The organism is Paenibacillus sp. FSL R10-2199 (assembly GCF_038000235.1).
Taxonomy (GTDB): Bacteria; Bacillota; Bacilli; order Paenibacillales; family Paenibacillaceae; genus Paenibacillus_AQ; species Paenibacillus_AQ phytohabitans.
In genome coordinates, this window is sequence record NZ_JBBOBO010000002.1 from 339,677 (window position 1) to 362,359 (window position 22,683).

The following is a 22,683-nucleotide window of genomic DNA, read 5'->3' on the forward strand; positions in this document are numbered from 1 at the left end:
TGATTATGAGGCCTTCTCTTATATTCGTAACTCCTGATTTCTTGCGCTGCTGCATAAGTGGCGAAGTAACGGAGGGAGGTTTGGAATTGGAGGGCGGCAGCGTCCGCCTTTAGGTTTGGATTTCTACTGCGGCCAGCAGTTTAAATCGGGAAATCCAAACCTAACAGCGGCCGGAAATCCAAACATCCCGCAGTTACATATAGCCACTTCTGCCCGCCACCGCCACAAATCCGCGTTACATATAAAGAAGGCCCCCTCAGTAATAATTCTACTTCGGAGGCCCTCCCGGTACTAAAGCTTTTATTGAGCGGACCCGAATTGAATCCAGGCCTTTTGAATTTCATCAATCGCTTGATCCTTAGTCTTGCTGCCGCCGATATAAGCCTGCATCAATTCACCGAATTTCTGGTGGAACGTATCCAGCGAGTAGTTCACCGACAGGTCGCCGGATTTCTCGGTTTTGAGGATTTCTTCCATTTCCTTAGGCATTTGCAGGTCAGGCATCGGTGCATCCTTGATTGGAGGAATAACCTTAGCTACTGTGGAGAACCAGCTCTTACCGTATTCGGAAGTGTACAGCCAGTTGAAGAATTCAATCGTTTCAGCAGCTACAGCAGAATCCTTGTTGATGCGCAGCGCCTGGTCGGCACCGGTGATGATCTGGGACTGCTCAGCTTTGTCGCTGACAGGGTAGCCGGCGATGCCAAGATCAAAGTCAGGGGTGATTTTCTTGATCGCTTCTTCATCCCATGCGCCTTTACCTGTCATGAATGCTGTTTTGCCTAGGGCAAAGTCACTGACTTCAGCATTGCTGTCGCGTTCCAGCGGCTTGTCCGTTCCGTGTTTTACTGTTGTATCAATGAAAGTGAAGAAGTTGTCCTTCAGCACCGGATGATCTGCGAAGGTCGTTTTGCCGGCGATGAAATCAGCTACGAGTGTCTTAGCGTCAGTACCTGCATCAGTTGCTGCAGCGTCAACGAAGTGTTGGAAGATATGCTTCCATACCCACCACTCTTTGTAGGCGTTCGCAAATGGCGTGATGCCCTTAGCTTCGAGCTTGGTGATGGCGTCATCCATTTCAGCGGTAGTCTTGGGAACTTCAGTGATGCCGGCATCTGCCAGCAGCTTCTTGTTGTACATCAGAACGAACAGGTTGCCTTTGACCGGAAGTCCCAGTACTTTGCCGTCTGTGGAGCTCATGTTGGAGCGGACAGCATCTGTCATCGCTGCTGCCAGCGGTTCATTGGTGAGGTCGGCACTGTATTCAGCGAAAGTATCGATATCGCCGCCAGCGGTAGTCTGGAACACGTCAGGCGTGCTGCCTGCGGCAATTTTGGATTTTAACACCGTATTGTAGTCAGCCTGCATAATTTCCAGATTGATCGTTACATTTGGCTTAACCTTCTTGTATTCAGCGATGTAGGCGTTGAAAGCGTCTGTGTACTCGGGAGATGCGGTAAACATATTAATCGTGACGGGCTTGGAAGAATCTGTAGCTGTATTCTCTGCTCCATTTGTTCCAGCCGTGTTGTTAGCGGCATTATTAGTATTGTTCCCGCCGCAACCGGCCAGCAGTCCGCCGACGAGCAGCAGACTCGCAGATAGTGCCATAAATCGTTTTAACATGATGTTGCCCCCTTTTCCTTATGCATCTTGTGGTCTTGCTCATCATTCTAAATAAAAAGAAAAAGGATAAGAATGTACATAAGTGAACTTATGAGGGTAAAAAAGTGTGTTCATGTAACCGTTTCACTTTTCTACCCCAGGCAGCTGCAGCCGGAATTCAGAAGGTGAACAATCATAGTAATTGCGGAACGCCTTGCTGAAATAGTTCTTATCCTTGTACCCCAGCATTTCGGAAATATCCTGAATTTTGAGGCCGGGATCGGACAGCAGTGCTTTGGCTTTGTCCATTCTCACCTTTTGCACATACTCATGAATGCCGTATCCGTACTGCCCCTTGAACAGCTTCATCAAGTATTCTCTGCTCAGGAAATATTTATCCGTGAACATCGATATCTTAATATCCTCAAAATAATGGTTATCAATGTATGCTTTAATATTTTCCAGCACGCTGCTGCGGTCTCCGGATAATGTCCGGCTGATCTCTCCGGCATAAACGTCGAATATCTGGTTAAGTACACGCTCGAACTGTTCAAAGGAGGCAAAATCGCTGCGGATGCCCAGGGCATTCAGCCCCTTATCCTTGCTGCTGCGGATCTGCGGCGGCACTGCATCCAGCTGTGCAGCAATCTCATTGAGGAGAATAATGAATTCCTGCAGTGTTCTGTCCGCTTCACCAAGTGTGAAATGCTCCGCACTCTTCCACTTGGAGACAAACTCGCTGAAAATGTTTCGCGCATGGTTCACGTTCCCGCTCTCCAAGCTGCTGCGGATCTGCGGCATCCGCCCGGTCAGTGAGGGATTGTCCCTGGACGCCGGCTTCTCCATCATGCTGCCGCCGCTCTGCAGGATCATGCTGTCCTTCATGGTCAGCAGGTCAATCCGGTCCAATGCCTCTTTGGCCTGCTCATAAGAACCGGCAATACTCAGGAGATCGCTGTAGGGATCACCTATTCCACCGGCACAGACGATGCCGAACAGCTCCTTCAGCGTAGATGCGGCCTTCTTCATATGATGCAGAGACAGAAAAGCAGCGTCCGCCCCATATCCGCCTTTCATCGTAAAGATAGCGATAAACTCCCGCTCCCCCTTGGGACTGGCAAAGCTGAACGACTCAAACTGTCCGTCACTGTTCTCATTCATTACATTAGTTACGGCAAAATGCAGCAAATCCCGGTCCTCATGGAATCTTTCTTTACGCACCTGCTCCAGATTAAGCATCCGCAGAATACCTACAGCGAAATGGCTGGCCGCCCCGTCCGCACCGATCAGCGGCAGGAAGGCTTCATTGGACTGGGTTTTGAAGCTGCGGTCTATAATGGACAAATACATCTTCTCCTTCAGCTTCGGCAGAGACATATTGAGTGTAATATTGCGGTTGATGAACTCGCTCTCCCGCTTCCGCTTCGCTTCGAGTATATCCACCGCCTTGCGCAGTGCATGGTTAAGATCGGTACGGTTGACCGGCTTCAAAAGATAATCCACCACCTTGGAGCGGATCGCCTGGCGCGTATATTCAAAATCATTGTAGCCGCTGATCACAATCAGCAGCAGATCCGGGAACTCCTCCTCGGCGATCTGCAGCAGCTGGGCACCGCTCAGCTCCGGCATTTTCATATCCACCAGCACCAGATCGAATTTCTCCCGGCGCAGCATCTCCAGCCCCGCCTGGCCATTGGTCGCCTCCAGTACCTGTCCGACACCCAGCCCCTTCCAGTCCCCCAGAATATTGATCGCTTCGCGCAAAGGCTCCTCATCGTCTATAATCAGCACTTTATACATGTTGTCCTACTCCTCCCCGCGGCAGCCGCATATCCATTTGTGTCCCGTGTTCACTGCTGTGAATGGCCAATCCCGCGTCTTCTCCATATAAGAGCTTGAGCCGGGTGTTAAGGTTCTTAAGCCCAATGCTCTCGTTGCCATCCTCTTCCTCCGCATCCGAATCGCGGTCCTCCCACTGGATCTGCAGAGAGCTCATTACTTGCTCCAGCCGCTCCTCATTGATTCCCGGCCCGTCATCCCGTACAGAAATTACGCTGTGGGTAGCGGTAACATGCGCCTCAATACGGATGGTAACCGTAGTGGATACCTTTTCCAGCGCATGCTTGATGCAGTTCTCCACCAGCGTCTGAATCGACAGCTTGGGAATCCTCAGCTCCATCAGGCTTTCATCCCAGTCGTACACGACCTGCATCCGGCTGCCGAACCGCGCTTTCTGCAGCGCCAGATAACGCTCAATATGCCGCAGCTCTTCCCGGGCCTGCACAACATCCCGCCCGCTGATGCAGTATCTCAGCGTCATGGCCAGATTGTCGACCATCTCGACGATATCATCATTGTTGTTCTTGAGCGCCTTGGTAGAGATGGCCTGCAGCGCATTGTACAGGAAATGGGGATTAATCTCGGCCTCCAGCGCTTTGAGGACCGCGTTTTTTTCCACGATTTTCATTTTATAGCGTTCATTAATCAGTTCATTGGTCTTCTCGACCATCTTATTGAAGTGGCGTGACAGATAGGCGATCTCATCCTTGCCCTCCACCGTTGCCTCGGCATCGAAGCTCCCCGTACTGAAGCGCTTCATCTGCAGCGACAGATTCTTCAGCGGGTGCGTAATTCTATTCGAAGTGACGCTGACCAGCACCACGGACAATACCAGGAACAGCAGGCCGATGAATACATTCAGCTTACGGGTCGTTGTCGCCGCGGCATAGATTTCTGTATACGGAATCGGCTTGACGAGCTTCCAGCCTTCTTTTTGACTGATGTCGTAGATCACCAGGTACTTCTGTTCTTCATCCGACCACGTCACACGCCCGTTCTTTTCCGGTGTCAATTGGTCCAGCAGCCCCGCCTCTCTGCTCCCTTGATAGAATTCCTTATCGTCCACTGTAAAAGGCTCATTATCCGGGCTGATATACATCAGATGCTCTCCGGTGCTGAACGGAATATCTTTCATAATCTCATCGGTCACCGACGAGTTAAGGTATAGGGACAGTACGGCCTGCGGCTCCCTAGACACAATGGAACGCAGCAGCCGGTGATAGCCCATGAAGACCTTGTCCTTGTTAACGGGATAATCCACACTGCTCTCCGCAGCCGGGGCTTCTTCCACAAAAGACTGATAGGAGCGGTTGAACGGACTCGCCAGTGCCCGCTTATACCAGGACAGATTGTCGATCGGCGGATGTTCGGTCACCCGGACGGTAATATTATAGTTCTCCTTGGTGACATAATAATACTTGTGCTCCTTGATCACGTACAGGTATACCGCCTCCAGGTCATTGCGGGAGAAATACAGATTCTTCAGATAATCCTCCACATACATCTTGGAGCCATAGTCCTCTGATTCATGCAGGATGGCATAGGCAAACTCATCATATGAGATCTGCGGCAGGGACAATTGTTCAATTCCGCTCAGGTAACTCTCCAGATTGCGTCCGACCAGCAGCAGATTGTTGCTCGTGCTCGCAATGCTGTTGTTCACCGATTCCTTGCGCAGCATTCCATAGGAAATGTACGTCAATGAGCTTACCACCAGAATGATGATTATAGTGAACAAAAGAATCAGTTTGTTGGCCAGCCTGCGGGAAATGCGCTCCAGTAAAGGCTCAAACAGCTTGTACAGCGTTCGTTTAATCATGTTCTCCGTCTCCCCGCTGGTGTATCAGGCCTCAGTCCCAGACTCATTTTGGTCATCCGGACTCAGTTCACCTTTTTACCCCTAACTGTACTCTTAAATCCATTTTTGAGTATAGGGGTCTGATCTATAATACACAATATAGACTAACCGGAATGGTTATGTGTGGCAAGCCAGGCACAATACTCCCACCCTATAACTCAAGAAGAGGTGCATCCATGTTAAAAACACTCGGCAAAAGATGGCGCGAGAAATTCGAATTCGGAATCTTCACACTCCCGGTTCTGATCTGTATCGCAGTTGCATTCTACATTCCCTTTGCCATGACCATCCGTTATTCGATGACGAAGTGGAACGGGATTTCCAAGCATCCCAAATTCGTCGGACTGGACAACTTCAAACAGATCTTCTCGGGGGATACGAACTTCTCCGATGCGGCCTGGTTCACGATTAAATATGCAATCCTTTACATTGTGATCGTCAACGTGCTGGCGATTCTGCTGGCCGTGCTGCTGGACATGAAGCTGAAGAGCACCTCCTGGCTGAGAGCGGCATTCTTTATCCCTTATATCCTCAGTCTTGTGATTGTCGGCTTCATCTGGAAATTCATCTTCATGCAGGGCTTCAACTCACTCGGTGAGAGCACCGGCTGGGCCATCTTCGACTTAAGCTGGCTCGGGACACCGGGACTGGCGTTCATCTCCATCTTAGGCGTATCTATCTGGCAGTCGATCGGTTTTTATCTGGTCATCTACATCGCCGGTCTGCAGTCTGTGCCGGAGGATCTTAAGGAGGCTGCTACCGTAGACGGCGCAGGTCCGATGAGAAGATTCTTCAGCATTACGCTGCCGCTGCTTGCCCCATCGATTACGATATCCGTCTTCATGGCGCTGACCAATTCGATCAAGGTATTCGACGTCATTCTGTCGCTGACCGGCGGCGGTCCTGGCGGAACCACTTACAGCATCGCTTATGATATTTACCGGGATACGTTCCAGAACAATCTGTACGGCTACGGTACGGCGAAAGCGCTTATCCTGTTCCTGGCAGTACTTGTCGTGACGATCATCCAGCTGACAGTCTTCAAACGGAGAGAGGTTGAGGCATAATGAAAACAAACAACAACAAGGCCGGCAAGATCATACTGGAAGTTGTTTTGGTCATATTGTCTCTGCTGTTCCTGTATCCGCTGTTCCTGACGATTATTAACTCTTTGAAAAGCTTCAGCGAGGTTATGACCGACGTTATCGCGCTGCCGAAGCACCTGACCTTCAGCAACTATTCCTACGTCTGGAAATTCATCAACTATCCGCGGCTGTTCCTGAACAACTTCGTGATTACCGGCGTCGGCCTGCTCGGCATCGTCTTCATCTCCTCCATCGCCGCCTATAAGCTGGCACGGACCAAAACCAGATGGAGCGGTGTGATCTACTTCCTGTGCATTATGCCGATGCTGATCCCGTTCCAGTCGATCATGCTGACTGTGCTGCAGACGGCCAAGAACCTGCATCTGTCCGAGAGTACCTGGGGGCTGGGCCTCTTGTACTGGGGCTTCGGCGCTCCGCTGGCCGTATTTATCTACCACGGCTTCGTGAAGGGAATCCCGACGGAGATCGATGAAAGTGCGACCATTGACGGCGCATCCGGCTTCCGCCTGTTCTTCAGCGTCATCTTCCCGCTGCTGAAATCGGTAACCACCACTATCGTCATCATCGACGTGATGTGGATCTGGAATGACTTCCTGCTCCCGCTGCTGATGGTTAACGGCTCGCCGGATACGAAGACATTGACACTGGCCGCTTACACCTTCGTAGGTCAATATACCTCGGACTGGCAGTATGCCATGACCGCCATGGTAATGGCCGTATTGCCATCCATCGTTGTCTTCATCTTCCTGCAAAAGTACATCGTCAAAGGCGTAGTTGCCGGAGCTGTTAAGGGCTGATCCCTGATCCTGCTCCTCCCCCTCGCCTGAGACAAATAAGGCACGGCTAAGCGGATTTCGCTTGGGCCGTGCCTTTTGCTGTTGTGCAGGATCTACCTATGCGTTTTGTGAGGACGCTGCGTGAACGGACCGTTGTTCCCATCGCTCTTGTGTCCAGATTTTATTTATTCTTCTTAGTGGTGAAAATCTGGACACTGCTGCTGCTTCCGAAGTGAGCTTTCCTGCGGAAAGCTTTCAGGCGGCCGCTGTCGCTGATACACAATCGTTCCGTCCTCTCCGCTGTTTAAGCTGGAAAACATCTAAAAACCTCAAACAAAAAAGTCACCCTGACGGGTGAAACTAGCTGAACTTATGCGGCTTATGGAGCCTGTGCAGCTCATGTAAATTCAAGGGCACTAGTGCCCCTCATTTGCTCCTTTGGCACGTATTCAGGGAAATCAAGGGCACTAGTGCCCCTCATTTGCTCCTTTGGCTCTCATTCGGGGAATTCAAGGGCACTAGTGCCCCTCATTTGCTCCTTTGGCTCTCATTCGGGGAGTTCAAGGGCACTAATGCCCCTCATTTGCTCCTTTGGCTCTCATTCGGGGAATTCAAGGGCACTAATGCCCCTCATTCCTCCTTTGGCGCGTATTCAGGGAAATCAGAGGTATTTATCCCTTCGATTTCCCCATTCCGCCCACTTTCGGCGGAATTAGAGGTATTTATCCCTTCGATTTCCCCATTCCGCCCACTTTCGGCGGAATTAGAGGGATTTATCCCTTTAATTTCCCCATTCCGCCCACTTTCGGCGGAATTAGAGGTATTTATCCCTTTAATTTCCCCATTCCGCCTACTTTCGGCGGAATTAGAGGGATTTATCCCTTTAATTTCCCCATTCCGCCCACTTTCGGCGGAAATAGAGGGATTTATCCCTTTGATTTGCCCATGCTGCCGACTTCTGTGCCGGATCAGGCACACACTCGTCCTTCAAACTGTGCTGCTCGAAATTCCAAAGAATCCTATCCACAACAGACGAAGATCATAATTCCCTATACATAAAAAAGCCCGCCCGCCGGCAAGGCGTAACGGACTTTATTCTAGTCGCTCAGATGACTTTACTTTATTTCGCCAATAATGGCCTCTTTTTCTCGTTGCGGCTCAGATGCACTTATCCTGCTGTTTCGGGTCCGAAACGGCGGGAATCAGGAACTTAACGGCTCTCTGTCCGCATGGGCGGATAATGCAGCTTTTCGAGTATAATAACGTCCCTACAGTCCGCACGACCTCCGCCACTCCCTCCCCTTTCAAGCACTCCCATCGTTTGCCTTCTAAGTAAGGACGTATAAAAGAATGGTGCGCCCCATCGTTGCTTCCCAATAAAAGCCATAGTTCGTATGTTACTCATAAATCTTTTACCGCCGTCCACATGCTTCGTCCACTCCAGACAACCAGCCGGATATTCCTGCTACTTTACATACCTTTGCTAATCCACCTCATATACAGTCTACAACCAACCGCTCTTTCTACTCCTCTACCTTCCTTACTCCGTCCAGCATTCTCTCTCTGTTGTGCAATACTTCACCGTTCATTTCTCTGTCCTGCTCTTATCCACATTTTCTCTATATCGTATATCGGTTTTGGCCTTACCCCTTAGTTCTCCCGTCTGCCGACTACTGCAGCTTCAGCGCAACCCGGTACACCGGTGTAGCCGTAACACTGTGGAACACGGCAATGGCTTCACCCTCGAATACCTTCTCTACCGCCATCGCAGCATCAGCAGCCAAAGTTACGCTGCCTGTGCGGCGCGGTGTGGTTTCCATGATGATCTCGCCTCTGCGGAGGACATCGCGGAACCGGGACAAGCCGATCTCCCAAGGCCGGCCGTTGTAGAAATGATCATGGAATAATTGCCCGCCAGCAAAGGCATAGCCCACATTCCCTGTATAGTCGATACTCAGCAGCACTTCCCCGGTTCCTTGAAGAACATCCTCCGGCAGCCCGAGCGCAAGCTTATGGTCATGAAGCCGCCGCGTGGTAAGCGCGATCTCCTTCAGAGGAACCTGCACATCATAGATCCGGAACCAGCCTTCCGTCCGTCCGCTGATAGCTGCTTCAGCCTGCACCGTGCTCCACTGCGCGGCTGGCACCACTGCTCCACCGGCATATTCACGGAACGTGAAGGCATTTTGCCCGCTGCTAAGGAATTCAATGCCCTCGGGGGTCTGAACAAGCGGAACCTCCGAGAACACAATCCGGCTCTGACCGCCGTCCTCCAGCTCCCACAGCTTTGCAGCATCCTCGGCACTCATCGCGTAAATCCGGACTTCCCGGGCTCCGTCACGTTTGATTACGATCATTGAGGACACTTGATGGGGAATGAGCACGTTGTAGCTGCTGCCGTTCCCCTCAATCGTTCCGGCATCGGTTGATACACTGAGAATACCGTCCTGCGCATCCAGCAGGAACTCACCATCCACACCCTCCGGCATCGCGAATAAATAGGTGATGGATTCAGCAGATTCCACAGCGGTGACCGGCTGGGCCGTTGCATATTTCAGGTTCAGTCCGTCCAGTGCGAAGTTGAACGGTAGCAGGAATGCAGCCTTCTGCTTAATATTCAGTGTGCTCCGCTGCGGGAAGCAGATGGTCTCCGCCTCAAGCTCAACCGCAAACACAACCTCCTCATGCCCATCCATCTCTACATGATCCTGATAATTATTGACGAATAAGAACCCGGACCTGCCATCCGTGCGGACGGCATAACGCAGCGTATGCGCATCATCAGGAGTAACAGCCTCTGCACCTTCCGGAAGCACGGTTGCCATAGGGGCAAGCCGGTCTGCGAATTGGCGGAGGAAATAATGCAGCGGGCGCAGCAGGCCGTTAGACTCACGGATCTGTCCGAACTCGCCAATCGGTGCCTGAAAATCGTACGTCAGCTTAGGCGTTGTGCTCTCGTTCAGGTAACCTGTTCTGCCCACCGGATTCGTGCCGCCATGGAACATATAATAACCGATGAAGTTGCAGCCGCCGGCAAGCTTCATCAGGGTCATGGCCAGTACACTTTCCGGTTCTACCTGGAACCGGGACAGATACCAGGTCTGCATGCCGCCGCCCATCTCGCAGCAGGCAAAGGGATATTTTGTCCGGGGATACGGCGGATTGAACTCTCCCCCCGGCGCCTGATCATCATGGAAATTCACAAATACATATTCAGGTGTCGGTGTCTGGGTTTGACCCGGGTCACTGATGCTCCACGGGGTATAGGCATATCCGCCATACAGCGGCAGGACTTCATCTTCCAAGAACGGCGCCTCGCCCCAGCCGGTGCTGGTATAGATCGGCGCAATCAGGCCGGAATCCACCGCATACTCCTTGAGCAGGCGCATATGTGCTGCACCTTCCTCGCCGCCTATTCCGCCGCTAAGATATTCGTCCCCCTGCTTCGCCGTCTGTTCCCAGAGCGCAGCGGCAGCATTGAATTCATTCTCCAGCTGAATCCCGATCACCGGCCCGCCATCCTTGTACATCAGCGCATCAGCCTCCCGGCCAATCTCTGCAAACAATCGTCTTACATAACTCAGGTACCCTTCATCATTGGAGCGGACATCGAATTCCCGCCCGAACAGCCAGTCCGGGAGTCCCCCGTTACGGACCTCGCCATGACAGAACGGACCGACACGCAGGATAACATAGAGCCCGTTATCGCGGCACAGCTCCACAAACTTCCGGAGATTGCGGTTGCCGCTCCAATCGAATTCCCCTTCTATTTCTTCATGATGATTCCAGAAGATATAGGTGGCAATCACATTGATTCCTGACATCTTCATCTGCCGGAGTTCTGTCTCCCAGTCCGCTTCCGGATAACGCGAATAATGGAACTCCCCGCAGATGGCGAAATAAGGCTTGCCGTTCAGCTCCATGTAGTAATTGGTGAAGCTGATCTGGTCACCCTCCGGGTTGCTTCCCCCGAGTCGCAGGGTGGATGGATAGATTTCCTTCGGGGAAATATGGGCTTGTATCGTATGCTTCATGTGATCGGCTCCTCTGCAATTAGCTTGTTTTCTTCGTTAATGTCTATAAAAAACCACCCCAAAGCTATGCTCTGGAGTGGCCCGGAAGCCGTTACATTAGCTTCACCTTATTAAGCTATTATTTCTGCGCTGCCAGGAAAGCGTCAATCTGGCTCTGCAGCTCTGTCTGCACCTTGTCAATACCAGCGGATTTCAGCTGTTTGATCAGATCTGCCTGACCTTTATCCAGATCATCAATCAAGCCGTATTCCAGCGGAATGGCATAACGCAGCATCACGTTGCCGATGTTGGCTACTTCGTTCTTCACCGGTGTGGAGTCGAAGACGAAGGTTTCAAGCGGGAAGTGATAGATGCTGGACTGCCAGCTGTTGAACATGTTGTCTGCTTCTACCGGATACGCCGAATCTTGACGGTTCAGCGGGGAGTTCCAGCCCCAGTTCGAGAAGCCCGTGTAGTTGGCAGCTGCTGGCCCTGCACTGTATTTCTTGTCGCCATCAGGAATATAGTTGGTTCCGGCAATGCCGTACATCGTCAAGTCATGAATTTCCTTGTCATTCTGCAGCAGGTCGATCAGCATCAGGGAACGTTCCACGTTCTTGGAAGTAGCATGGATCGCCATACCGTTCTGAGTCGAAATTGCTGCAATTTTCTTCTTGCCCGGTGTAAGGTCGGCAATCGCCAGCTCCACATCCGGTTTGTCACGGCGCATTTCAGATACGTTCGCTGCTACAGTACCCAGGTTCTGAGCGTAGGAGGAAACTTTTTCAGCTTTGATATCCTGCCATACGTCATTTTTGTTGCTGACTACGTTTTTGGACCATACGCCGTTGTCTGCAAGATCCTTGTAGTAGGTAAGCAGTTCTCTGAATTCAGGTGTGTCATAGATGTTGAAAATTTTGCCGGTTGCATCATCCAGCTTGTAAGCCAGCGGCAGCAGGTTAGCATCTACAAGGTTCCAGTCATTATTCTGCTCCAGCGTAGCCTGGTCAAGCTCATGCCATTTCCAGCCGTCGGCAGGTTTGGCACCGTATGCAGTAATTCCAGTTTCTTCTTTGGCAACCGTTTTCAAGTAAGTGGCATAGGATTCAAGGCTGTTGATTTCAGGAAGATTGTATTTCTTGCGCAGATCCTCACGGTACAGAACCACTTTATCGGTAACCTCAACGTTGTTGTTCGGAACCATGAAGAGCTTGCCGTCCACTTTAGCTTGCTCCCAATTCACTTTAGGCATCGCTTCCCAAGTCTGCGGCATGTAAGTCGACAGCAGATCATCCGTCAGCTCCAGGAAACCGCCTTTGAGCGCCTGATCGTTATAGAGTGCCCAGTTGGCAGTATACACAAGGTCAAAATCTTCATTAGCCGCAAATTTCAGCGGGTACTTCTGTGTCCAATCCGACCAGTCGAGGAATTCTGTCTCCACGGTGGCATTGATTTTTTCTTTCAATTTCGTGTTCAGCTCTCCGAACACCTTATCGTAGTCCCCCGGCTGGCCGCCGATCAGCAGCATCTTCAGCTTCACTTCTTTGGAAGTGTCCGGAGCGCCGGGATTCGCAGCTGCCCCTTCTGTAGCCGTTGCCGGAGCCTTCGTAGCCTCCGCACCTGTATTGGCGTTGTTATTGCCGCCGCATGCACTGAGAATGGTACCCAGTGCCATCATTGTTGCCAGCGTAACTGTAAGTTTCTTTGTCTTATTTTTCATCATGACCGATGTTCCCCCTAATTCAAAATAGTATTGGGTTTATATTGATAACCAGGTTGCCCTGTGATCATCCTTTGACTGCACCAATTGTAAGTCCGGTTACAAAATATTTCTGGATGAACGGATAAGCAAGCAGGATCGGTCCTGTAGCCACAATGGTCATGGCCATCTTCAGACTCTCCGTAGGCAGATCCGTATTTACAACGGCGCCGGAGGCCATCATCGCCTTGCGCATGCCATCCATATTGCCGAGCATTTTGTAGAGATAATACTGCAGCGGCATCAGCTCTGATTTGGAGATGAACAAGAGTGCGTTGTACCAGTCATTCCAGTAAGCCAGAGCAATGAACAGGCCGATGGTAGCCAGGGCAGGCTTGGACAAAGGCACAATCAGCTGCATGAAAATCCGGAAATCTCCTGCGCCGTCAATCTTGGCGGATTCTGTAATGGCATCCGGGATGCTGCTCATGAACGATTTCATGACGATAATGTAGAACACGTTCATCAGCAAAGGCAGGATCAGCACCAGCAAAGTATCTTTAAGATGCAGATAGTTGACAATCATCAGGTACCAAGGGACCAGACCGCCGCTGAACAGTGTAGTGAAGAAGAAGAAGAAGGAGAAGCGGCCGCGCCATTTGAAATCTCTCCGGGACAGCACATAGGCCGTCATTGAAGTCAGGAACAGTCCGAACAATGTACCAATGGCGGTTACCGATATGGTTATGCCGTAAGCTCTGAGCATTTCCTCCGGGTACTTGAACAGCAGGCTGTAGGCCTCTGTTGAGAAAGCGGACGGGAAGATCTGGAACCCTTTTTCGATAATCGTGCTCTCCTCACTCAAAGAGGAGGACACGACCAGAATGAAGGGGAAGATACAGAATATAGCGAGCACAGTAAGCGTTACGTAGCCGATAATGGACAATATCATCTTGTCTTTATTGCCGCGCTTCCGGATAACCTCCGGAGTTTTCATGTTTGCAGTAGTTGAACTCATTTCGGTTGACCTCCTTTTCCTAGAATAGAGCACGATCCTTATCGTATTTACGTACGGCATAGTTAGCCAGCATGATGGTTACGAAACCAAGCAGGGACTGATAGAAGCCGGCCGCAGCGGACATTCCGATCTCATTGGAAGTGGTCAGTGAGCGGAACACGAAGGTGTCGATGACGTCGGTTGACGAGAACAGCAGGCCGTTGTTGCCGACCATATTGTAGAACATCCCGAAATCCCCGCGGAAGACGTTACCGATAGCCAGCAGCACCAGAATGATCACTGTAGGCATCAGGTTCGGAACCGTAATCTTCATAATCCGCTGGAAAATATTCGCCCCGTCAATCTCAGCCGCTTCATACATCTCGGTATCAATGCTGGTGATCGCCGCCAGATACATGATTGTACCATAGCCCAGCGTCTTCCACGCGGATACGACCACCAGGATTACCGGCCAGTAGGCAGCGGTATTATAAATGTCCACCGGCTGCATGCCGAGTCCCTTGAGCAATACGTTAATGGTACCAACGTCGAAGTTGAACAGGTTGTAGGCAATGGCACCAACCACAACCCAGGAAATGAAGTAAGGCAGGAACAATACCGTTTGAGTAATTTTCCGGAACCATTTGCCGGCAACCTCGAACAGCAGGATCGCCGCAAAGATCTGAACCACGTTATTCACAACGATAAAAGCAATATTGTACAGCGCCGTGTTTCGTGTTACGCGCCAGGCGTCACCGGAATTGAAGAAGAATTTGAAGTTATCCCATCCGTTCCATGGGCTGCCGAAGACCCCGCCGGTGTAGTCGTATTGCTTAAACGCCAGTATAATGCCTGACATGGGTATATAAGCAAAGAGCAGGAAGAACAATACCGCCGGTACAAGCATGAGGAGCAAGGATCTGTACTTCTTCACATCATCCCAGAATCCATGTTGTTTCTGTTTCATCTTGAATCCCCTTTCCATCAATCCCTTTTCTCTATAGCTTTATTATAAAGAAGCGCTTTCCTGGTGTGGATTAGGCCTAGCAACTAAAAGTAATACTTTTTCAACGATCGGTTAATATATACCATTCCCCAAAAACAAAAAAACGTTGCCCCCGGTTGTAATAACCGGACTGGCAACGTTTGGCAGGCTATATTTTCTGTTTCTTGCGGTATTCTCCCGGCGTCATGCCTGTGATCTGCTTAAACTGCCGGTTGAAATAGATAATGTTCTTGTAGCCCATGCGCTCGGCAATCTCATAGATTTTGAGTGTCGGATCTCCCAGCAGCTCGAAGACCCGGCCGGTCTTGCGCTCATTCACGAATTCACTGAAAGGAAGCCCGTACTCTTCCTTGAACAGATAACCCAGATAGTTCGGTGTGAAGTCGAAATGGGCGGCTACCTCCTTCAGGGTAATCTTCTTCTCCAGATTCTCCTCCACATAGTTCATAATCTCATCGATCAGCTTACGCTTCTGCCGCTGCCGCTTCACGTACAGCAGCTCCGACAGCTCGAAGAATCTGCGCCGCATCCAGGACAGGATATCGTGAATGGTCTCGAACTGGAACAGAATATCCGGCTGATGCGACTCCCACTGCAGCAGCTCATACAGATTCTCGTTCTGCTGCTGCAGATCCGCATGCAGCTTGGAGGTGATGCGGATGATCAGCTCATAGACATCCTTCTTGCCTGCACTCGTGAACAGCTCCAGCAGCTGGTCGTCGATGGCCACAAGATCATATTGAATGATTGCCTCCAGCAGCTTCACCACAGTCTGTTCCATCCGGGCTCCCGGCGTCCCGCGCGGCGAAGATTCCATGTTATCACGGATCAGCCGGTTCTTCCCGAGCAGCCACTTCGCGCTGAGGGCAGCCTGTGCCTGCTGGTAGGATTCGTGGAGTCCCGCTTCGTCCTGGGCATAACGTCCGACACCAACGGTTAGCGTACAGGGTGAAGACTCTGCCATCTTGCGGATTAGCTCGTCCAGCAGGTTCATGAAGCTGTCCTGCGGGAGGCTGCAGAGAATGACAAACCGGTGATGATGAACAGGAATCAGCGTGCCAAGCTTCCCATCCTCTACGAAGGATTTGATCAAGCCCGCCATTTGCCGCGTCTTCACGCGTGCATCCTCCTCGGACAGATCACGCATTTTCCATTCCAGATCATCGATCTCGACAAATGCAGCCGCCGCCCCTTTCACCAAAAGCGGGGTAAGGGCACTGCGCAGATGCGGCTCAGCGGGTTCAGGCGAAGGTTCTTCGAACCAGCGCAGGATAAGCTCCTTGTTCACAAGGGACAAGGCTTCGCTGAAGGAACGGTTCTGCTCCCTCTCCTGCTCCATAGCTGCGCACAAGGAGTCCAGCATTTCGTACAAATCCTTATCTTCAACAGGCTTCAGCAAGTAGCCGGAGGCATTGATCTCAATAGCCTCCTTGGCATAGCTGAAATCCTCATGGCCGCTGATGAAGACGATTTTGACCTTGGGATGGATGACCTTAGCCCTGCGTGCAAATTCCGTTCCGGTCATAATGGGCATCCGTATGTCTGACAGGATAATATCAACCCGTTCCTGCTCCATGATCTTAAGCGCGTTAAAGCCGCTGTTCGCCGTTCCTACTACTGCAATATCGAGCGGGCTTGCCAGCACCCTGCGCCGCAGCCACTCCAGATCGACAGCTTCATCGTCTACCAGCAATACATTGATACTCATCGCAATCATTTCCTCCTGTGTTTGTACAAGATGCTCTGCCCCGTAACCGGTCAGCGAAATTCCTCACAGGTCCTCGTGATCCTGAACCCCGGCAGGGAGAAGCAGCTGGACCGTTGTCCCTCCTCCGTAGAAGCTGGCAATTGTCACACCGTAGGCGTCACCGTATCTGAGCTTGATCCGCTCATTGACGTTCTTCACCCCGTACCCGCCGGACTGTCCCTTGCCCTGCATCATTTTCTTAACGACCTCCGGACGCATGCCGATTCCATTGTCGATAATCTTCAGCTCAATACTATTACCGACCCTCCGGCCTGTCAGACGGATGGCAATGGACTCGCCAAACCAGGCATGCTTGAATATATTCTCTACAAAAGGCTGCAGCAGCAGCTTAATGACCTGCATCTGCATAATCTCCTCGTCCACATCAACATACAGAGTGAAGGCATCCGCATATTTGACCCGCTGGATTTCCAGATAAGTCGCCACCTGCTCCAGCTCCTTCTCCAGTTCAATGTACACATTGCCCTGATTCAGCGTCAGCCGGTAGAAACGTGACAGGCCCTGGACCATCTCCGTGACCTTGCCGATTTCACCCAGATTGGCCAGGCTGCTTATCGTCGAGAGCGTATTGTAGAGAAAATGCGGATTGATCTGCGCCTGCAACGCCTCCAGCTCCGCCTGCTTCTTCTGAATGCCCTGCACATATACGCTGTTGATCAGCCCCTGGATATTGGCGGCCATATCATTGAAGGAGTCGGCAATCTGCACAAATTCATCATTGCCGGAGAATCGGATCCGCTTCTGGAAGTTCCCTTCCTGGAAGGAACGGACCAAACCTACGATCCGGCTCATCTTGCGCCCGGAAATACGCGCCACCACGTACCCGATCAGGGTCATGACCAGGAAGCTGAGCGAGCAGGCAGCAATAATGACTTTGCGCAGACGGCCGGCATCCTGGGTCAGATACTTTTGCGGGACAAGCGCCTCAATAACGAAATTACTGCCCGGGATCTGCTCATGCAGACTGAGGAAGTTCTGCCGGCCATCGTCATAATTGGCGGTTCCGCGCTGGAACAGAATCGAACCTGTAGTCTGTTCAACCAGCCGCAGGGTAATCCCCTCTTCCACAGGGAAGGTATCGAAGCCGCCGAACAGATCCTCCAGGGAGACTGTAATACGCACATAGCCGATCACCGTTTTGTAATCACTGAAGTTGACCAGCCTGCGGACGTGGGAGAGATTACCCAGCTTCTGGTCGGTATCAATCTGCAGCCATAGATTATCGCGCTTCGAATCCTTAAGCGACAGGTACCATTCGCTGTCCGTAATATCCTCAAAGGGCAGAATATAATAATCGCTGTCATAGATCGGCTCATCCAGATTATCGCCCGATACAATATTAAGATCACTGTTCGGGGTATAGAGCATGAAGCGGATCTTGTTCCCGAACAGCTGCAGCGGTGCGGTGATCTGGGGAACAATCTCATCGATCATAGTCAGATAGATCTCAAACGGTGTCCCCTTTTGCTCAAGCGCACGCTGAAACGGCTGGCTGCCGAACAGGTTGTCCGACATCCGCTGAATTTCATCCATCTGATAGCGGATATTGTTCCTTGCCTGCTCCATTCCCGTCTTGATATTGGACTCGGCCATTTCCGTTCTCGAATCGGTCAGCATGGAATAAGAAATGTAGCCGATGAACACATCGGTCAGCAGGACCAGCAGCAGGTAGGGTATCATCATTTTATAAGTGAAGGGCATGTATTTCTTCAGTTTAGGCATCATTCGCGGGACATCCTCTGCATGGAATTCGTTATTTATATATTATCGTTCCACCCGCCGGAAATAAATAGCCGCTCCACAAGTTCACTTTGCGCCTTATGATTATTCCGCAGTCACCTGCAGCACCACTTCCGCAGAGGCCAGTCCCGTGGACACCGCCCGTACCTGGATGGAGCCCGCTTCCGCTGAAGCCTGAATCAAGGCCAGGCACCAGCCGTTAAAAGCACGCCGCAGCGGAGACTTATCCGGCTCATGGCTGCTTGGATTGCCGTTGCCGACGCCGAGCAGCCCTCCGGCTCCCGACACTTCAAACCGGATCTCGTTGTCGGCCGCAGGAACGACATACCCCTGCTTATCCAGAACAGCCACGCGGACCGGGATCGTATCACAGCCATCCGCCCGGCCCTCCAGCCGGTCAGGGAACAACGCGATCTGGTACGGCTGGCCTGCTGTGACTACAGCCTTCTCGGCAATGGCCAGGCCGCCGCGTTTGCCGGTAGCTTTTAACTCACCCGGCTTATAGATGACCTCCCACGATAAATACCCGGTTCTGTCTGCCTGCTGTTCGCCCAGACTTCTGCCGTTCAGACTCAGCTCCACCGTCTCGGTGTTGGAGAATACGCGCACCTCAACCGGCTTCCCCTCCGAGCCCGGCCAATTCCAGTGCGGCAGCACATGAACCATCGGCTCGTCCTTCCACACCGCCTGCATATAGTAATAGCTGTCTTTGGGGAACCCGCAGGTGTCCATCAGCCCGAAATGCGAGTTAATGCACGGCCACAGATAAGGGGTCGGCTCCCCCCGGTAATCGAATCCGGTCCACATGAAGACGCCGGTCAGAAAACGGTGATTCACCAGATCGCTCCACGCCTGCTGCGGAGTGCAGCCCCAGGAAGGAATGTTCGTGCCGTATTCGGAACAGTAGCCCTTGATCGGATCATCTTCGTAGATTCCCCGGGTTGCCGTGTAACTGGCACATTCACTGCCGATCATCAGCCGCTCCGGATATAGCCCGTGGTCACGGATGTCGATATTATGGGTGTCCCGGTGTCCATAATTGTAGCCGGTAATCTCTACCACATCGTTATATCCATTCTCGTTCCAGCCATGGTTCATCGCCGCAGAGGTCGGGCGGGTTGGATCGATTCTGCGGGTCCGATCCGCGAGCGTCTTCAGTATCCGGGCCCCAGTCACGGTACCTTCAAGAACCTCCTCATTCTCCAGGTTCCAGATGATTACACAGGGGTGATTCCGGTCCCGGTAGAGCATCCGCTCCAGCTGGCTCAGGCCATCCGGGCTACTGTCGAGCTTGCGGTTCTCATCCATCACCAGTATCCCCATCCGGTCACACATATCCAGCAGCTCGGGAGTCGGCGGATGATGGGCACTGCGGTAGGCGTTGGAGCCCATCTCCTGCAGCAATCTAAGCTTGTATTCGATCAGGCTGTCCGGCAGCGCTACGCCGACCCCGGCGAAGTCCTGATGGTTGCATGTCCCTTTGATGAGCCGCGGCTCTCCGTTCAGGAAGAAGCCTTCCTCCGCATCGAAGCGGATGCTGCGGACGCCGAACACCGTATCATACCGGTCTAGCTCTTTCCCTTCATATATAACAGTCGATTCCGCCTTATATAAATACGGCGATTCCGTATCCCAGAGCATGGGCTGCTTCACCTCAAAGCTCTGCTCAATCTCCGTCTCAGCATGCCAGTCCGCAAAGGCATCCGCCGAATGCGCGCAGATCTGCATTCCATCAGCATCATAAATCACCGTGCGCAGCGATACCGGCAGGCACTCAGTATAATCATTGCGGAGGCGTGTGCGGATGTTGACTACGGCCTGCTCTTTGGCCACTTCCGGTGTCGTTATATAGGTTCCATACTCGGCTACATGCAGGCGGTCCGTATTCTCCAGCCAGACATGACGGTAAATGCCGCAGCCCTCATACCACCAGCCTTCACATTCGCTAGCATCTACTTTGACCAGAATGACATTACTGCCTTCCCCGCCATAGCGGAGAACATCCGACAGATCGTAACTGAACCCTATATATCCGCCATGATGCGAGCCGATCAGATGCCCGTTAACCCATACCGTGCTGGTGCCCGATACTCCGTCAAAGCGTACCGTCCATTTACTGCCTGCAGCGTCTGCAGGAAGCTCGAAGGTTTTGCGGTAGAAGCCTGTACCGCCCGGCAGATAACCATGACTGCCGTCCCTTGCGCCAAGCATCTCATCCGGAACATACTGCTGCTCCACACACCAGTCATGCGGCAGGCTGAGTGCGGTCCATTCCAGCTGCTGCTCACCCATTCCTTTATCATTAAAAGCAATATCCAGCCACTCCCCCTCCCGGAGAGCACCCGTATCTGTAATACCGCCTGTCATTCCACCCTTGACTGCATAAGGAATCTGGAGCTCCCCTTTATAAAAGCCCCAGTTCTCATCAAACTTGACTTTGGTTCTAACGGTTCCCGTTCTCACTTCTGCAAAAACCTCCTTGATGAACTAATATTCATATTGTAGAGTAGATTAGCTTTACGCCGTTAGTACAATGCTAATAATGAATAGCACAAAATGAATATGACTTGGCTCCAATGCAAATAGCCCGAAGAAGAGTCTGCTTCTCCGGGCTTTTGAAGTATATCCTCAGCTCTCCCTGTTGCTTCAGAGCTTCTCGCTGACCGCTCCGCCCGCTGTGATCTTCGCATTGAAGGAGAGCTCATTCAGCAGCTTGTAGGTCTCTTTGTTATAGGCTTCACCCATGAAATTGGGCTGTCCGCCAATGATTTTGACCGGAGTAATACTGCTCGTCACCCCGGAATTGCTGACCGTGAAGTTGACCAGCATCGAATGCAGCGTCTTGTCCCCGCCCCGTGTAGAGCGGTTGAACACGAAATTGCCCAGCGAATAGTAGATCGGCTTATGCTTGTAATATTCGATCCCCATCAGACAATGGCTGTGCGCTCCGAGGATAATATCTGCCCCGCTGTCGATCATCTGTTTCGCCAGAGTCCGGGCATACTGTTCAGGGTAGTCCTTGAACTCCTGATTCCAGTGAATATAGACAATGGTATAATCGTTGTCCTTGGCTGATTGCTTAATCGCACTCAGCAGAGGCTCCGCTGTATAGGCGGAAGCTGCACCCGGACTGTTCTTGCCTGCATACCAGGAAGGGTCAGACAATACCCGGCTTACGCCCAGCATGGCGATCCGCTTGCCTTTGACCGTCTTAATGTAAGGTTTAAAAGCCTCTTGTATATTCGCGCCTGCCCCGGTGTGTCCGATCTTATTTCTGTCCAGATGGATCAGCGTGTCGAGCATGGCGGTTTGTCCATAATCCAGAATATGATTATTCGCCAGCGATACTCCGTCAATTCCGGCGTAGCTCAGTCCGGCCAATGCTGCCGGCTTGGAGCGGAAGGCAAACATTTTCTCGGCGGCGTCTCCCCGCACCGAGACCGGTGTCTCCAGATTGGCAAAAGCCAGATCGGCCTTCTTCAGCACTGGCGCCACTTTGACGAACGGGAAATTGACCCCGTATTTGGCAATCTGCTCGCCGACAAAACCGTCCAGCAGAATATCTCCGGCAAAAGCAAGCTGAATCTTGTCCTGCGGAGCAGCCCCTTCGGCACTGAGACCCGCAGCCGGTACTAATAGGAGCAGAATCATAATTATAATGGCGTATCTGCGCAAGTTGTCTGGCTCCTTTTCCACAAATTCAAATGGGTTATGAGATATAGAATACTACATACGCTTGATCAGCGCTTGCGGTCCGGTAGAACTCTTTCATAGCCGTGAAATACGTATACATATAGTCAAAAAACTCTTCCGGTTCATCATCATCCACCAGCGGATAAACCCCTTCGTCCAGCATCTGCCGGAATTGATACCGTTCCCGCATATACGACTCTTCTATTCCCTCCAGGGCGGCAGCGGTTTCTTTCACCTGTTCCGGCTCCATCACAAATACCTCGGCATCGGAATAGTGGCCGGCATAATGCTGGCCATTCATTGGCACAACTGCTCCAAGGGCTGAATCTTCCTCTGTACCCCCGCCTCTTAGTGTATAGTGCAGCGCCTGCCAGGCCTTATCGATATCCAGCTTCGGTTCGATTCCGTGCAGACTGATCTCTTCATCCCGGATGGCCTGAAGCAGCTCCGCAGTTACAGTGATGTAGTTACCAATCATCCCCATGAAGTTGTCTCCTTCTCTCTTCCGTCTTGTGCCTATTCTACTATACCGGAAGGAAACAACCAAATGATGGGGATTATACCTCTACCGTTCTACGCTGGG

14 protein-coding genes are annotated in these 22,683 nt (G+C 51.7%); 2 read left to right on the plus strand and 12 right to left on the minus strand.

Translation table 11 applies throughout. The annotated features are described in order from the left end of the window. Positions 1 to 300 precede the first annotated feature (300 nt). The 3 genes from NYE33_RS29595 to NYE33_RS29605 form a co-directional block, all read right to left on the minus strand. Positions 301 to 1,626: an ABC transporter substrate-binding protein gene (locus NYE33_RS29595; RefSeq protein WP_039310299.1), complete on the minus strand. Its 1,326-nt coding sequence runs from the start codon at positions 1,624 to 1,626 to the stop codon at positions 301 to 303. A gap of 123 nt (positions 1,627 to 1,749) precedes the next feature. Then, positions 1,750 to 3,405 carry a response regulator gene (locus NYE33_RS29600; protein ID WP_340947242.1) on the minus strand — a complete coding sequence of 552 codons (1,656 nt, stop codon included), beginning with the start codon at positions 3,403 to 3,405 and terminating at the stop codon, positions 1,750 to 1,752. After that, on the minus strand, positions 3,398 to 5,263 hold the full coding sequence (locus NYE33_RS29605; RefSeq protein WP_042135352.1) for a sensor histidine kinase: 1,866 nt from the start codon (positions 5,261 to 5,263) through the stop codon (positions 3,398 to 3,400). Before NYE33_RS29605 ends, NYE33_RS29600 begins: the two co-directional genes overlap by 8 nt. Positions 5,264 to 5,478: 215 nt before the next feature. Here NYE33_RS29605 and NYE33_RS29610 point away from each other — a divergent pair, with 215 nt between their 5' ends. Both NYE33_RS29610 and NYE33_RS29615 read left to right on the plus strand, forming a co-directional pair. Then, positions 5,479 to 6,369: a carbohydrate ABC transporter permease gene (locus tag NYE33_RS29610; RefSeq protein ID WP_042135351.1), complete on the plus strand. Its 891-nt coding sequence runs from the start codon at positions 5,479 to 5,481 to the stop codon at positions 6,367 to 6,369. Further along, a complete protein-coding gene (locus tag NYE33_RS29615) occupies positions 6,369 to 7,205 on the plus strand; it encodes a carbohydrate ABC transporter permease (protein ID WP_042135350.1) in 837 nt (278 codons plus the stop codon). The genes NYE33_RS29610 and NYE33_RS29615 overlap by 1 nt, the downstream gene beginning before the upstream one ends. Positions 7,206 to 8,854: 1,649 nt before the next feature. Here NYE33_RS29615 and NYE33_RS29620 read toward each other — a convergent pair. From NYE33_RS29620 to NYE33_RS29660, 9 genes are all read right to left on the minus strand, one after another. Next, entirely contained in the window at positions 8,855 to 11,218 is a 2,364-nt protein-coding gene (locus NYE33_RS29620; protein WP_341068935.1) for a beta-galactosidase, read from the minus strand. A gap of 118 nt (positions 11,219 to 11,336) precedes the next feature. Next, positions 11,337 to 12,917, minus strand: a complete 1,581-nt coding sequence (locus NYE33_RS29625) for an ABC transporter substrate-binding protein (RefSeq protein WP_042140943.1) — start codon at positions 12,915 to 12,917, stop codon at positions 11,337 to 11,339. A gap of 67 nt (positions 12,918 to 12,984) precedes the next feature. Then, complete coding sequence (locus NYE33_RS29630) at positions 12,985 to 13,848, minus strand: carbohydrate ABC transporter permease (protein WP_371916259.1); 864 nt, start codon at positions 13,846 to 13,848, stop codon at positions 12,985 to 12,987. An 85-nt stretch (positions 13,849 to 13,933) separates the two neighbouring features. Continuing rightward, positions 13,934 to 14,860, minus strand: coding sequence for an ABC transporter permease (locus tag NYE33_RS29635; protein WP_042135342.1), 927 nt, complete (start codon positions 14,858 to 14,860; stop codon positions 13,934 to 13,936). 187 nt (positions 14,861 to 15,047) lie between these two features. Continuing rightward, entirely contained in the window at positions 15,048 to 16,607 is a 1,560-nt protein-coding gene (locus tag NYE33_RS29640) for a response regulator (RefSeq protein ID WP_042135340.1), read from the minus strand. Positions 16,608 to 16,670: 63 nt separating this feature from the next. Continuing rightward, positions 16,671 to 18,392 carry a sensor histidine kinase gene (locus tag NYE33_RS29645; protein WP_042135338.1) on the minus strand — a complete coding sequence of 574 codons (1,722 nt, stop codon included), beginning with the start codon at positions 18,390 to 18,392 and terminating at the stop codon, positions 16,671 to 16,673. A gap of 99 nt (positions 18,393 to 18,491) precedes the next feature. Continuing rightward, positions 18,492 to 20,870, minus strand: a complete 2,379-nt coding sequence (galA, locus tag NYE33_RS29650; RefSeq protein WP_341068938.1) for a beta-galactosidase GalA — start codon at positions 20,868 to 20,870, stop codon at positions 18,492 to 18,494. Positions 20,871 to 21,053: 183 nt separating this feature from the next. Further along, positions 21,054 to 22,058, minus strand: a complete 1,005-nt coding sequence (locus tag NYE33_RS29655; RefSeq protein WP_042140942.1) for a CapA family protein — start codon at positions 22,056 to 22,058, stop codon at positions 21,054 to 21,056. Positions 22,059 to 22,116: 58 nt separating this feature from the next. Next, the gene (locus tag NYE33_RS29660; protein ID WP_042135335.1) at positions 22,117 to 22,584 is read right to left on the minus strand and encodes a YfbM family protein; all 468 of its coding nucleotides are present in this window, start codon (positions 22,582 to 22,584) and stop codon (positions 22,117 to 22,119) included. Between the last annotated feature and the right edge of the window lie 99 nt (positions 22,585 to 22,683).

What these genes read in the sequence shown, in the direction of transcription:
- NYE33_RS29630 (WP_371916259.1), bottom strand. Translation starts at nt 13,848, where the DNA reads ATGATATTGTCCATTATCGGCTACGTAACGCTTACTGTGCTCGCTATA.
- NYE33_RS29625 (WP_042140943.1), bottom strand. Translation starts at nt 12,917, where the DNA reads ATGAAAAATAAGACAAAGAAACTTACAGTTACGCTGGCAACAATGATG.
- NYE33_RS29595 (WP_039310299.1), bottom strand. Translation starts at nt 1,626, where the DNA reads ATGTTAAAACGATTTATGGCACTATCTGCGAGTCTGCTGCTCGTCGGC.
- NYE33_RS29610 (WP_042135351.1), top strand. Translation starts at nt 5,479, where the DNA reads ATGTTAAAAACACTCGGCAAAAGATGGCGCGAGAAATTCGAATTCGGA.
- NYE33_RS29615 (WP_042135350.1), top strand. Translation starts at nt 6,369, where the DNA reads ATGAAAACAAACAACAACAAGGCCGGCAAGATCATACTGGAAGTTGTT.
- NYE33_RS29655 (WP_042140942.1), bottom strand. Translation starts at nt 22,058, where the DNA reads ATGATTCTGCTCCTATTAGTACCGGCTGCGGGTCTCAGTGCCGAAGGG.
- NYE33_RS29645 (WP_042135338.1), bottom strand. Translation starts at nt 18,392, where the DNA reads ATGATGCCTAAACTGAAGAAATACATGCCCTTCACTTATAAAATGATG.
- NYE33_RS29660 (WP_042135335.1), bottom strand. Translation starts at nt 22,584, where the DNA reads ATGGGGATGATTGGTAACTACATCACTGTAACTGCGGAGCTGCTTCAG.
- NYE33_RS29605 (WP_042135352.1), bottom strand. Translation starts at nt 5,263, where the DNA reads ATGATTAAACGAACGCTGTACAAGCTGTTTGAGCCTTTACTGGAGCGC.
- NYE33_RS29640 (WP_042135340.1), bottom strand. Translation starts at nt 16,607, where the DNA reads ATGAGTATCAATGTATTGCTGGTAGACGATGAAGCTGTCGATCTGGAG.
- NYE33_RS29600 (WP_340947242.1), bottom strand. Translation starts at nt 3,405, where the DNA reads ATGTATAAAGTGCTGATTATAGACGATGAGGAGCCTTTGCGCGAAGCG.
- NYE33_RS29635 (WP_042135342.1), bottom strand. Translation starts at nt 14,860, where the DNA reads ATGAAACAGAAACAACATGGATTCTGGGATGATGTGAAGAAGTACAGA.
- NYE33_RS29620 (WP_341068935.1), bottom strand. Translation starts at nt 11,218, where the DNA reads ATGAAGCATACGATACAAGCCCATATTTCCCCGAAGGAAATCTATCCA.